The organism is Marinobacter sp. LA51 (assembly GCF_030297175.1).
In the GTDB taxonomy this organism is placed as follows: Bacteria; Pseudomonadota; Gammaproteobacteria; order Pseudomonadales; family Oleiphilaceae; genus Marinobacter; species Marinobacter apostichopi.
Map to the genome: position 1 here is coordinate 2,074,493 of NZ_AP028070.1, position 13,459 is coordinate 2,087,951.

7 protein-coding genes are annotated in these 13,459 nt (G+C 51.8%); 5 read left to right on the forward strand and 2 right to left on the reverse strand.

All coding sequences use genetic code 11. The features are described 5' to 3' along the window. Window positions 1–5: 5 nt before the first annotated feature. The 5 genes from QUE89_RS09555 to QUE89_RS09575 all read left to right on the forward strand — a co-directional run bounded on the left by QUE89_RS09555 (window position 6) and on the right by QUE89_RS09575 (window position 11,071). Window positions 6–6,452: a non-ribosomal peptide synthetase gene (locus tag QUE89_RS09555; RefSeq protein ID WP_286219877.1), complete on the forward strand. Its 6,447-nt coding sequence runs from the start codon at window positions 6–8 to the stop codon at window positions 6,450–6,452. Window positions 6,453–6,506: 54 nt separating this feature from the next. Beyond that, window positions 6,507–7,295 carry a serine aminopeptidase domain-containing protein gene (locus tag QUE89_RS09560; RefSeq protein WP_286219878.1) on the forward strand — a complete coding sequence of 263 codons (789 nt, stop codon included), beginning with the start codon at window positions 6,507–6,509 and terminating at the stop codon, window positions 7,293–7,295. Between the two features lie 11 nt (window positions 7,296–7,306). After that, entirely contained in the window at window positions 7,307–8,200 is an 894-nt protein-coding gene (locus QUE89_RS09565; RefSeq protein WP_286219879.1) for an alpha/beta hydrolase family protein, read from the forward strand. After that, window positions 8,190–9,317 (forward strand): acyltransferase family protein, encoded by a 1,128-nt coding sequence (locus QUE89_RS09570; RefSeq protein ID WP_286219880.1) that lies wholly within the window; start codon window positions 8,190–8,192, stop codon window positions 9,315–9,317. The genes QUE89_RS09565 and QUE89_RS09570 overlap by 11 nt, the downstream gene beginning before the upstream one ends. A gap of 209 nt (window positions 9,318–9,526) precedes the next feature. Beyond that, window positions 9,527–11,071: a golvesin C-terminal-like domain-containing protein gene (locus QUE89_RS09575; protein WP_286219881.1), complete on the forward strand. Its 1,545-nt coding sequence runs from the start codon at window positions 9,527–9,529 to the stop codon at window positions 11,069–11,071. Window positions 11,072–11,125: 54 nt separating this feature from the next. Here the strand turns inward: QUE89_RS09575 and QUE89_RS09580 are convergent, their stop codons facing one another. After that, complete coding sequence (locus tag QUE89_RS09580; RefSeq protein ID WP_286219883.1) at window positions 11,126–12,151, reverse strand: DegT/DnrJ/EryC1/StrS family aminotransferase; 1,026 nt, start codon at window positions 12,149–12,151, stop codon at window positions 11,126–11,128. 148 nt (window positions 12,152–12,299) lie between these two features. Continuing rightward, the gene (locus tag QUE89_RS09585) at window positions 12,300–13,439 is read right to left on the reverse strand and encodes a glycosyltransferase (protein WP_286219884.1); all 1,140 of its coding nucleotides are present in this window, start codon (window positions 13,437–13,439) and stop codon (window positions 12,300–12,302) included. Between the last annotated feature and the right edge of the window lie 20 nt (window positions 13,440–13,459).

Below are 13,459 nucleotides of genomic sequence, written 5' to 3' on the forward strand. Positions count from 1 at the left end.
CGCTTATGAACACCGCTGTAACGCAGTACCTTGACCGTCACGATCCTTTCCAGTTTGGCGATCTGGAAAGCACCATCACCACAACAGAGTCCCAGCGCGAGGTCTGGCTTGCGGCGCAATTCGGAGACGGTGCCAGCGCCTCCTTCAACGAATCCGTATTCATCCGCCTACAGGGCCATGTCAATTCGAGTGCATTGGACGACGCGCTAAAGTCACTCTGGCTCCGCCATCAGGCTGTGCGGGGTTGTTTCAGCGATGATGGGGAGGAAATGGTGATCTATCGAGACCGGCCGGCTCCCATCTTCCACTATGATCTTTCGTCATTGCGCGAGGCCGACAAATGCGCGCAATTGGATGCGCTGGCACGCGATGCCGTCGTAGATCCGTTTGACCTGCTCAATGGCCCTCTGGCACGTATGAATGTCATTTCACTCACCGAAACGGACACGCGAATACTCCTGACATTACACCATTCAATCTGTGATGGCTGGTCCCTGTACATCCTTGCCAGCGAACTCGGAGCGCTTTACTCGGAAAAACTTGATCCGCCCTCACATGCTTCACTGGAACCGGCTCCACGATTCAGCGCTTACGCAAACTGGGAGCGGAGTGAAGAAACACGTTCTTTGCGGGAGCAGAGCATTGCCTACTGGTCCAAGCGTTTTGCCAATGGAGTGCCAGCGCTGGACCTGCCTTTCGACAGGCCCCGGCCGCTGAACAGAAGCTTTGAGGCCTACCGCCTGGATAAACCGTTGCCACTGGAATTGTTGGCAGGACTTAAAGCACTGGCTGCCAAAAACAGCAGCACGATCACCACCACACTTATCGCGACCTTTGTTGCCTATCTGCACCGTATTTCTGGGTGCCAGGAGATTGTCCTGGGTATCCCGTTCGCGGGACAGATGGCAAAAGAAGAACATAGCCTGGTTGGACACTGCGTCAACATCATACCCTTATACATTCAGGTTTCCGGACAGGACACTTTCCAAAAGTTGCTCCAGAAAACCCAAGAAAACATGCTGGAGGCTTTTGAGCATCAGTATCTCACCTACGGGACCCTCCTCAAGACACTGGGGATTGCACGTGATCCTTCCAAGCCGCCTTTAGTCTCGGTCATTTTTAACGTGGATCAGGCCAACGAGTCTGATTTCGAGTTTTTCGGCCTTAGGTCGGAGTTTGCGTCCAATCCGCGAGCCTTTGAGAATTTCGATCTCAACCTCAACATTACCCTGTCCAATAGGTCTGCGGTTATGGAGTGCACTCACAACCGCCAGCTCTGGAATACAGATACGATCGATAGACGCATGGAGGAGCTGTTGATACTCATGCAGAGAGTTCTGGCGCAGCCGGAAACCGAACTGAAACAGCATAATCTACTCCGAACTCTAGATGAGGAAATCTACCGCAATGAATGGACGTCAGCCCTTCGACACTATGATCTCCAGCATACGTCCTTACATGGGCTTGTCGAAGCAACTGCGGATCAGTTCCCCGACCGCACGGCTCTGGTATTCGAAGGCCAAGAACTGACTTTTCGCGAGCTCGATGAGCGCGCCAACCAACTCGCCCATTGGTTAATTGGCCAAGGCATCGAGGCAGAGTCCCTCGTTCCGATCCTCATGGACCGATCGTTCGAAATGCTCGTGGCGATCAACGGCATTCTTAAAGCCGGCGGCGCCTATCTTCCCCTTGACCCCGGACACCCCCATGATCGACTGGCATTTATTCTGGAAGAGGTCAGCGCCCGGTTTGTTCTTACACAAGTTAAACTCAAAAGTCGGGTTCCTGATTCAGTTCTAGCCCTAGCCCTAGACGGCCCCGATATAGACCTGAGCCAATTCGACGCTGGTCGACCTGAGGTACCTTTCTATCCGTCTCAGCTCGCGTATGTCATCTATACCTCGGGTTCTACCGGAACTCCGAAAGGCGTCATGCTTGAGCATCAATCGATCTGTAATCACATGTTGTGGATGCAGGAGACGTTTCCGCTCAACGAAGCGGACGCCGTTATGCTAAAAACGCCCTATACCTTCGATGTATCCCTTTGCGAACTGTTTTTACCGCTGATGACCGGGAGCCGGCTAGTCATCGCCAGACCGGAAGGACACAAAGACCCCGAATACCTGGCCAGTCTGATCAATCAGCACCAGATATCTCATATCCATTTCGTGCCTTCGTTGGCATATCTCTTCATAGAGGTCTGCCAACAGGCTCAGTGCCCGAGCATTCGTCGTCTGGTATTGGCCGGCGAAGCCGTCAGTACAGAGCTTGAAGCCCGCTTGCACGAGGCCTTCCCAGATGCGGAATGTTGGAACCTGTATGGTCCGACTGAAGCTGCCGTTCATGCCAGTCTGTGGCAATGCGGTAAGGAAACGTTCGAGCACACGGTTCCCATGGGCAAAGCACCTCCCAATACCCGGCTATATGTGGTTAACGAGCAGATGCAACTACTGGCACCCGGTCTTGTCGGCGAACTATTGATTGCAGGTGTCCAGGTCGCCCGGGGGTACCTGAATCGCCCTGACTTGACGGCAGAACGATTTATCGACGACCCGTTCACCAAAGAGCCAGCCAAGGCCTATAGGACCGGTGATCTAGTCAAGATGCGGGCTGATGGAGTGTTGGAGTACATCGGCCGTAACGACTTTCAGGTCAAGCTCAGGGGGCTGCGCATTGAGCTCGGGGAGATTGAATCCGTCATTCTGCGGTATTCCGGCATTACCCAGTGCGCAGTACTTGCCCGTGAGGATCGGAAAAACGACCAACGCCTGGTTGCCTACGTCGTCGCGAAATCGGAACTGGCCGATTGGCTGTCAGACCTTAAACTCCACATCAGCCAACACCTGCCTGACTACATGCTTCCCCAGCATTTTATCCAGCTACCCGCTCTGCCACTGACATCCAGCGGGAAAGTCGACCGCAAGGCCTTGCCCGCCCCTGACCTAACGCTTTTGCCCAAGGCAGACTATGTACCGCCTGAGACTCGAACAGAGACTGACCTTGCCGAGTTATGGGGCAGAGTGCTCGGAGCTGAAAGGCTGAGCGCTGACGCAAACTTCTTTGATCTGGGCGGCCATTCCCTATTAGGCACACAGATGCTTGCTCAGATTAAGAGCCGATACGGCATCGCCCTTGGATTGGGCAAGTTGTTTGAGGCACCCACGGTGCAATCCATGGCCCGACTCATTGACCAGGAACGGCAGAAAGGTTCAAAAAATCAGGTCATTCAGAAGCGGGCCGAAGGCGTACACGTCTATGCCATTCCCCAGCAACAAGTCTGGTACCTATACGAAAAGATCGTCCCAGATTCCTACGCGTTCAACCTGCCTGCTGTTTTCCGCTTCCAGGGCGACCTGAACGTGACGGCTCTTGAGCGGGCCTTCAATACCATCCTCCAGCGTCATGAAATACTAAGGGCCAACTTCGCCAATCCCGAGGGAGAGGTAGAGATTGTCATTGATGAGTCCAGATCAATCGATTTAAAACCTGTGCCACCATCGGCCTTTGGAGCAGAAGACTCAAACTCTCTGGAAGTTGCACTCAGAGCCGAAGCGGCCAAAAGTTTTGATGTGGCATCGGGCTCACTGTTTAAAGTCTGGTTGATAAATGTGGAGCATCAGGAACATGTCCTTTTCCTGATGATTCATCATCTGGTCTTTGATGGATGGTCATTCGACTTGCTGCTGAAAGAAATGTGCGCGCTCTACAACGCGTACTCTCAAGACTTGGGAAATCCCTTGCCGAATTTACCTGTCCAATTCCGGGATTTTGCTGTTTGGCAAAGGGACTGGCTCCGGAGCGACGCCATGAACGAACACCTCCGCTACTGGAGCAAGCAACTGTCAGGGGAACTTCCAGTTTTAAATCTGCCCGCCGACTACGAACGACCTCATACTCAACCCCATCGCTCGGAGGGGGTCAAATTCGATATAGGTGAGGCGTCGATTGACGCGCTGGAATCCCTGGCGATCCGGCATCAAACCACCTTTTTCATGGTCTTGCTGGCCTTGTATGTATTAATGCTGCACCGCTTCAGTCGTCAGTCGGACCTTATTATCAATGTGCCGGTTTACGCTCGGAACCAGGACGAACTCAGTGACCTAATGGGGCCAATGATCAATGTGCTGGTATGCAGGTTCAGGCTCACCAATCGTCAAGATTTCGGCGATCTGGTGCAGCACGTCAAAGAGACTATTCTGAACGCCATCGATCATCAGGACGCACCTTTCGATCTACTCGTGCGCACCATCAACCCGCCTCGTGATCCGTCCCGCAATCCCATTGCCCAGACTCTGTTCAACTACCAGGATGTTCGCAATCGAAGGGACCAGATGACTGGTATTGAGCGCTCCCAGATCAATCTGGATCGCGTGGGAGTCGAGACAGACCTGGACGTCTGGTTCAAGCGACACGCCCGCGGCATGCAAGCTGGTTTCGAATACCCGATCCAACTATTCAAACGCTCAACTGTAGAAGGATTCGTGGCAAGCTTTCAGGAAAGTGTTCTGGCGCTGACTGAGCAAAAGGAGGAACTCAACCTTGATCAGTTGATCAGTGCAGGCAAGGCCGAACGAGATCGTATTGCAGAGTGGAACAGAACTGATGCCGCCCGGTCATTCGGCCAAGGTTTCCTCACTGACTTTCTCTGTCACGTTTCCAACAAGCCCGACAAACCGGCCTGCCAAGACTCGTTCCGATGCTACAGCTACGCACAACTGGATCAGCGTTCCAATCAATTGGCGAGGCTCTTCACTTCAAAGGGCGTCAAGAGCGGAGACGTTGTCGCGCTTCTACTCACACGAAACGTTGATCTACCGGCCGCTGTCATTGCTCTCTGGAAGTTGGGTGCCGCTTATGTGCCCCTGGACCCGGTCTACCCTCAGGACCGGATTAAGTCCATTCTCGAGGTCGCGCAGGCCCACTTTCTCGTTACGTATTCGGAGTATCAGGCGGCTCAAGACGCTCATGACGGTTCAACCCTTCTTCTCGACCAAGAGGAAGACGCCATAGCAAGCCAAAGTGCAGATCCAGTGCCCGTGTCCCTGACCCCGGCACAACTGGCGTACATCATTTTCACCTCCGGCTCCACAGGGGTTCCAAAAGGTGTTGAAATCAGTCATGGCGCCCTGCACAACTTCCTGGCAGCGGTTGCCGAAGAACCCGGACTCAATGAGCAGGATCGATTGCTAGCCCTTACCACGCTCGCGTTCGATATTTCATTACTGGAACTGTTCCTACCGCTCAGCGCTGGTGCAACGGTTTTCGTCGCCTCGGCTACCCAAGGTAGCGATCCGCATCAACTCAACGTCCTATTGGAGCAACAGGAAATCACCGTGCTCCAGGCGACGCCAGCAACCTGGCGCTTATTGTTGAACTCCGGGCTCCAGATATCGAGACCACTTAAAGGTTTAATTGGAGGAGAGAAATTACCGCCAGATCTGGCCGATAGCCTGGTCAAGGCTGGCGTAGAATTATGGAACATGTACGGCCCTACCGAAGCCACCGTGTGGACCAGCTGCCACCGTGTGATGCCGAGCAAAGAAGGAAACTTGCCGGCCATTCTGATCGGTAGGCCATTGGCCAACACACAATTACACGTACTGGATGACCAGGGTAACCCCCTACCCCTCGGAGTCTACGGCGAGCTGTGGATTGGCGGAATGGGGCTTGCGAACGGCTATCGCAGGAACCCAGAACAGACTGCCGAACGCTTCGTACACTTTTCCAACGGCGAGCGACTCTATCGCACAGGTGACCTCGCTCGTTGGACGCTCGATGGCCAGATTGAATTTGGAGACCGCCTGGACAATCAGGTCAAGGTGCGTGGCTATCGGATTGAGCTGGAAGAAATAGAGATCAATCTTCGCAGCCATCCGTATGTCACGGACGCTGCGGTTGTTGTTCAAAGTTTTGGCCCTGATGATCAGCGCCTAATCGCCCACGTTACTTTCGATGCCGAGGAGCTTCCTACTGGTAGTGAACTTCGTAAGCACCTGAGACGGTTCTTGCCTGATTACATGCTACCCCAGCAGTTTTCATCCCATGAGCGATTGCCATTACTACCCTCCGGCAAGGTTAATCGGAAACTGCTAGCGGAGCTGTCCATCAGCCAACCGAGAAGTCGCCTATCACCACGCGCGCCCAACGAAACGGAGATTCGGTTAATGAATATCTGGAAGGAGTTGCTCAAGCGTGAGGAGATCGCTCTGACCGACCAGTTCCTCGATGTGGGCGGCCATTCGCTTCTCGCATTGAAAGTGATCGTTGATATTGAAAAGGTCTTCGGGGCCAGGCTATTGCCCCAGGACCTGTGGGTGAACACTCTGGAACAGCTGGCTAATCTCATAGATCAAAAGCAGGCTCCGGGTGATTCAGGAATTCAAGTAGAGCAAACGAAAAAAACAGGAAAATCAGGGCGCACAATGCTCAGGCGACTATTCGGAGCATCGTGACAGGTCCTTCCAACCAACTGAAAAACCGAGTAGTCGTACCGTCGGGAGACAATATTGGAAGCGTTTTACTTTGGTCCATCCGAGAGTTATCTCTTTGGGGTTTTCCACCCCAGAGAGGGAGTCAACCGCAATGAAGCAGTTCTGTTATGCAATCCATTTGGCCAAGAATACCTGAGGGCGCACAAATCTATTCGACGACTGGCTATCAACCTCGCCAAACTCGGGTATCCCGTACTCCGCTTCGACTATCGGGGTACCGGCGACTCCGCTGGAGACCTGAGCGGGGTATCGGCCGAGCATTGGGTTGAGGACATCGGCCACGCAATTCAGGAGCTAATGGATATGGCCGCGGTGACCAGAGTCGCTCTAATCGGACTACGACTGGGTGCGCTTCTCGCGGCAAAAGCTAGCCAGAAAGATGACCGAATTTCCCGACTTGTCATGTGGGACCCCATCATCAGTGGTGCCGGCTACGTCGACGGCATCAGATCCGTCATCACTGGCGCCGAATCCTCAGGTAGCCGGTCACGGCTGCAAACTCCGGATGGAACGCTACATTTCAATGGTTTTTGTCTACCACCGCTGTTCCAGGAAACGATTTCTAGCTGGGGTCTTGATGATATTGCCCCCACTAAGTCCGTTCCTATCGCTCAGATCGTTTCCCATGAATCTGACACCTTCGCGCATCTGCGCACCTCCCTGTCCGATTCTCCAGGTTTCTACTATGAGCTTGCGCCGGCTCCACATGATTGGAACTACGTAGACCACGTTGGAGGCATTCTTTGGCCCAAACCAGTTGTGGACGCCATTGAACGCTATTTCGCTCAAGCACCTAATTTGTAGAAGGGCCGAACATGCGAGAACGGGTTGTAACAGTTGGGGATCAGTTACCGCTGGTCGGCGTTCTATGTGAACCGAATTCCGATCAGATGTCCGATTCCAAAACTGCGGTCATCCTTCTGAACTCCGGTGTCATTCATAGGGTTGGTTCCTGCCGCCTGTCCGTGATTGTGGCCCGCGCACTCGCCGAACGAGCAGGTATGACCAGCTTCCGATTCGATTTCTCGGGCATTGGCGACAGCGAAGCCCGTCGCGGAACGTTGACAGCCAACCAGTCGGCAGTCGACGAAGTCCAGGAAGTGATGGATTACCTGGAAAACTGGCGTCAGTTCGACCGCTTCATATTATATGGACTTTGCTCCGGCGCATTCGCTGCATACCGTACGGCGCTAGCCGATCGACGAGTAATTGGTACTGTCCAGCTCGATGGCTATTGTTACACCACGTGGAAAAGCCAGATGATGCATTATTCCCCACGCTTGCTGTCGCTTACTCGATGGGGTGGCTTTTTCCTACGCAAACTCGGATTGCGTAAGGTAAAGAAAGGCGCCGAAGTTTCAGGAATCGATGATCAGTTTTTTGAGGTACCCGATTTTGCGAATTACCCGCCTAAAGAAGAGGTGGTTAAAGGCCTGCAGATGCTTAATGACCGACGATTAAACATGCTCTATGTGTTCCTGGGCAATGAACACTACAAATACCGAAAGCAGTTTCAGGAATGCTTCAACTCAGTTGCCTTTGGAAACAATCTACACGTCATCCACCGGCCACAAGCAAGCCATATACTTTCCGAACCTGTTGATAGAGAAGTCATTTCCCAGGAAATAGCCACGTGGGTTTATCAAACGGCATTATCAACCAATGCGGCACTGCCACGGACAAATAGGAGACACAACCATGTCCCCTAACTCCACTCCGGTATTACAAGCCCTTACATCACTGAGAGGCATAGCCGCGATTCTTGTGATGTGCCATCACTTCATGTTTGTTCTGATGCCCGATATTGGATACTTAGTTCCTTCAAAACTTTTTTATAAGTCCTACCTTTGGGTGGATCTATTTTTCATTTTAAGCGGTTTTGTTCTAGCTTACGTCTACCAGACTACTTTTAGCTCAGGTTTCACGAGACGTGATTACCGGGTGTTCATGCAGACACGTTTCGCCAGAATCTACCCTTTGCATTTTTTTGTGCTGACGCTATTCGTTGGGTTCGAAGGAATTCAATTACTTCTTGCAGAGCTGGAATTAGAGTCAATGAGCAACCTGGCAGTTCCTTTTACCGGCGACGAAAGCTCCGAGACCATAATTACCAACCTGCTGTTGCTTCAAACCCTTCACTGGACCGCATACTGGAACCAACCAGCCTGGTCTATCAGCGCAGAATGGATTATCTATTTCACTCTCCCCTTTGCCATGAGGTGGCTACTTCCCTTTGCTCACACAAGACCTCTGACACTCGCTGCCTTCGCTTTACTACCACTCGTGGCCATCGAATGGCACTTTGGTGACCTCGGTCTCCACTATGCAGGGTGGCCCATGCTCATTCGATGCTTCTGCGAAGCTTGCCTTGGCTTACTGGCATTTCGGTGCTACCAGTTAGGGCTTTTTCAAAAGATCACCACAGCTAACCTGATAACTCCAGTTTTGATCTTAAACCTCGTCTTCCTAACCCTCCCGGGACCCGGGGTAATCTCTGTAGTTGGTTTCACCTGGCTGGTACTATGCGCCGCTCATCTCTCAGACCGCCAGAATCATTTCCTGAATCATCGGGCGCTAACTTATCTCGGCACAATTTCCTACTCGATTTACCTGATCCACTGGCTGGTGATGGATGTTGTGAGGGATTGCGTAGCATTTTTCACCGGAGCAACAGTTTCGGAGACTTTTCAGTTGCCCGAGCAACTGGCGATCATGTCCATTTTGATCGTGATCGTTATTGGAATCTCGCACTTCACCTATCATCGTGTGGAAGCTCCTATGCGACATCGCCTGAAACCGTCTTGCCCCACTCAGGATCGAACCTAGGATCCCTACACTATTCTTCTGTCAGGACAATGATTGGCGTACCCCCTTCTCTGCTTTAGGTTCTGACACCAGAGGAAATTCTATTTGCTTATCAAAACATCGTTTATAAAAGTATAAAAACTAATCAGCGATATTTATTTATTACCTCCGTGTGCCATGCTTCATTGAGCTACCTAGAGTTTTCCAATCAGCTTCCTGAGGGTGACCCCATGGTCAGGAACAATAGAGTATTACTTCTGTCTATATCGAGTTCCCTGTTCGTCGGTTGTGCCATTCAAGCACCTCAATTACCGGATGATCTCGATCCGACGGCGGCAGGAGACCCATCGGAACACATCATAGATCGCGAAGACATCGGCTTCTTCAAAGATGGTGACTGGCGGATTTCAAACTCTATTGAGGGCTATGAAGGCACGGATTACCTAATTTTGCCCCCTGGTGATGGGTCAAATGTTGCGACTTGGAACCTCAATATAATCCGTTCCTTTGATATCTTCGCAAAATGGTCCTCGACGCCAAGACGGGGTTCTGACGTCAAGTACGTTATTCATCACCTGGATAGCAATAACAACCTCGTTACCGACACAGTAGTCATAGATCAGCGAGAAAATGGCGGTGAATGGTTCAAACTTGGCACCTACCGCATGTCAACGCTCACAGGACGCGTAACTGTCAGTGACGATGCCGACGGCTATGTTGTTGCCGACGCCATTCTTTTCAGAGAAGTCGGAGTTTCAGCCGGCGAAGATCCGGGGGACACGGATGATACCGATGGTGATGGTATTCCCGATGAATGGGAAGTGACCTACGGACTTGATCCAGATTCAGCATCAGACGCTGATCTGGACCTGGATGGTGACGGCTTGAGCAATTCCGATGAATTCCTATCCCTAACTGACCCTACAAGTTCAGACAGTGATAGTGACGGCATTGATGATGGGTATGAAGTCTCTAACGGTTTAGATCCGACCATTGACGACTCTTCAGGTGATTCAGATAACGATGGATACACTAATTTAGAAGAATTCAGCGCCGGCACAAGAGCCAATGACGATACAAGCGCACCAGATACGCAATCTGTATTGGTAACCTGGGATCCGCCCACTCAGAGAACTGATGGCAGTGATTTGAGCCAAAGCGACATTGCCCGATACGAGCTCACCTACCAAGTGGCAGCAGTTGGCGAGGAACGGGTAATCGACAACGAATCAAACGCTTTCGTAACGTCTGGCGGCGGGCGATCCTCCAGCGGTTACGGTGGGTTTATCGGCAGCGACTATTTCATTATGAATCCTGGATCAGGTGAAACCACCGCGGCTTGGCAGGTAACTGACCTGGCGCCTGGAACCACCTATGAGCTTTTTGGCCACTGGGTGTCGTCTGGCTTGCGCGCCTCCAACGCAACCTACGAGTACACCTACACCGATCCCAGTGGTAATCAAACTACTGATGCCGCGATTGTAGATCAACGCAGCAATGGCGGCACCTGGCAAAAACTAGGGTCTTTCTCTACCAGCGACGCACAAGTGGTTGTCCGAATTGACAACGATGCCGACGGGTATGTTGTCGCCGATGCCATCAGGGTGAACGCGCAGGGCTCAGGGGTGCAAACCGAAATTATCGAGAATGATGGTTCCAACCGATACGTAGTAAAAGATCTAGATGAGGGCGAATGGCAATTCAAAATAAGAGCCATTGATAGCGATGGCGTAGCCGGAGAATATTCAGAGGTTAAGACCAGCGTTGTTCAATAGGCTGTTCCAGCGGAAGCGACTGGGGCAAGCACATGCTATCAAGCCAGGCGGCAATCAATCCTGGCTTGATCGAATTAACACTTCGGCAGCAAGTGCTATATCAGCTTCAGTCACGTCTTCATGACACGGCAACGTGAGCAACCTGTCAGAGAATTTCCGGGCATTAGGATAGCTCGATGCTCCGGTAATTTCGGGAACTCCATCAATCTCCGGAAGGATACACCTATAAAAACTACTCGCACCGATTCCGGCGCGGTTCAGTGCGCGCTCGGCAAGATCCCGCTTATGCGCGCTAGGAGCCAGGATTGCAAACCGGTTTCTCGGTACACTTTGAGCATTGCTTGACGGCGTCTCTTCGTCTAAAAAGTCCCAACCTGCTTGCTTCAGCAATTGCAGTTGCGCTAAGTAAGACCGATGAATTGGTAAGCGCTTCCGAAATTGATGGATTCCGGAAAACACCAACTGCTCAGGCAACGCCACCCGCCTTGCTTCTTCAAGCGCCCTAAACTTTGTTTCGCCAATATCAAGCCCCGGTAGTTTCTCTAACAAAAAGTAGGGAAACCGCCGTAGGAATAAATTGAACACCATCCGCTTAACCTTCCATCCGAGGCCAATCTTCATCTCCAGAAGAGGAAACTGCTCAAGGATCTGTTTAGCCAAAGCAAGATTGTTTCTTCTGACCAACAATGCGCCGCCTCCCATCAGGTTGACTGGCTTGCCACGTCCAAAGCTAAGAACAATCAGATCCGCCCACTGCCGCCTGTTACTGGCTGGAGGAAAGCATTGAGCCGAATCCTCGATCAAGGTGACTCCACTGTCTTGGCAGAGCTGGGATAAGCGATCCAGTCGTTCAGGAATCCCTAGTAGACCGACTCCTACCAGGGCTACGGTTGTCGAAGAAATTGCCTTTTTCAGCTGCTCCAAATCCATGAAAGGCGCACCAGGAACCAAGTCGACCAAAACGGGTTTGGCTTCTTGAGCCAAGACAGCCGCAACGAGATCCGGACAACCGTATGCCGGAAGAATGACCTCGGGAGTCTTCGCGGTGTTTTTTTTGGCAATCGCTATTGCAATGGCCATCGAGAGTGCTTCTGTGCCCGATCCTGTAAACTCAGAATGGTAGGAACGTTGCCATGGAAACTGGAGCGGACCCGATGAGTACTCCGGAGTGGGTACTCTGCTACCCACAGGTCTCAACTTACTAAACATGCACCGATCCCCAAGCCGGTCAGCGGGCGGATGGCGTCCACACTGTCATCCTTCGACCTGAAACAAAGAACAGTGTGGCATGAGCAATTGCAACATTTACTTGAACAAAGAAATAAGGAATCTTGCACCAAGCTTTACGTCTGACCTCCGGTACGAAATGCCCCAGCACAACCAAACCATAGAAAAGAATCTGGGTCACAAGCGCAAGCAAATAGATCCCCCCCTTTCCTGCTAGCGCAAGGGAGGTCCCGAGCAAAAGCAACTGAAACCAGGGCACCGCCCAACGCATGAGCTTGTGGCCAAAGACCTGAAAGGAAAACATACCAAACCTTGCTGGATTCAGGACCTCCATATGCCGACTTAGGGCTGTGAGGCCCCTTATTACAGTCCGAATCTTGCGCTGGTATTCCTTGGAAGGGTCACTCACATCCTGATAAAACCCGAGCACATCATGGGCTGTAACGGCGACCAGTTTGGAGTTTGCGCAGTTAAGCGCTGTATTAAAGTCACTGGGCGAGAATATATCCCAGTTTTTTTCGCAAACTTCTCTTCTTGCTGCGAAGAACGAGCCACTCAAGCCGACGATTCCGCCGCGCTCAGATTCTAGCTTGCGCAGCCACATCTCATACCGGACGTAAGCTCCTTCGCCTACGATGCGTCCATCTCGGCTTACAAAACGATCTTCACTGGAGACGGCACCCACCCCTGGATCCGTGAAATACCGCACCAGTTTTCGGAGCGAATCATGCGGTATAGAAGTTGCGACATCGGAAAAAACCAGAATAGCACCAGACGATTTCTTTATGGCTTGGAGCTGAGCGTATTCCTTTCCCTTTCGTTCCTCTGCACGGGCCAAAACAACGTTGTCTCTATGGTATTCCCTAACAATCTGGTCTGTAGCATCTGAAGAGCAGTCGGATGCAACAATCACTTCGAGGTTCGGATAGTCGAGATCCAGACAATTCTCTAACTTTTCGCGAATTCGGGATTCTTCGTTGTGAGCCGTAACAATAAGGGAAACGATCGGTAGTTCGTCTTCCGCCAAGGTACCAATGTCAAAGCTTCGTTTTCGCTTGGGGACGAGCAACAACAGGAGAGGGTAAAGAAAGTAGCTAAACACTACGCCAAGAACAGCCAACCAGAACAAAAAAACCGACATAGTTCTCAATCCTTGTGAAC

Bases quoted from the DNA above. Each gene is read 5' to 3' on its own strand.
- QUE89_RS09575 (WP_286219881.1), top strand. From the start codon at position 9,527: ATGGTCAGGAACAATAGAGTATTACTTCTGTCTATATCGAGTTCCCTG.
- QUE89_RS09585 (WP_286219884.1), bottom strand. From the start codon at position 13,439: ATGTCGGTTTTTTTGTTCTGGTTGGCTGTTCTTGGCGTAGTGTTTAGC.
- QUE89_RS09570 (WP_286219880.1), top strand. From the start codon at position 8,190: ATGTCCCCTAACTCCACTCCGGTATTACAAGCCCTTACATCACTGAGA.
- QUE89_RS09555 (WP_286219877.1), top strand. From the start codon at position 6: ATGAACACCGCTGTAACGCAGTACCTTGACCGTCACGATCCTTTCCAG.
- QUE89_RS09580 (WP_286219883.1), bottom strand. From the start codon at position 12,151: ATGGCCATTGCAATAGCGATTGCCAAAAAAAACACCGCGAAGACTCCC.
- QUE89_RS09565 (WP_286219879.1), top strand. From the start codon at position 7,307: ATGCGAGAACGGGTTGTAACAGTTGGGGATCAGTTACCGCTGGTCGGC.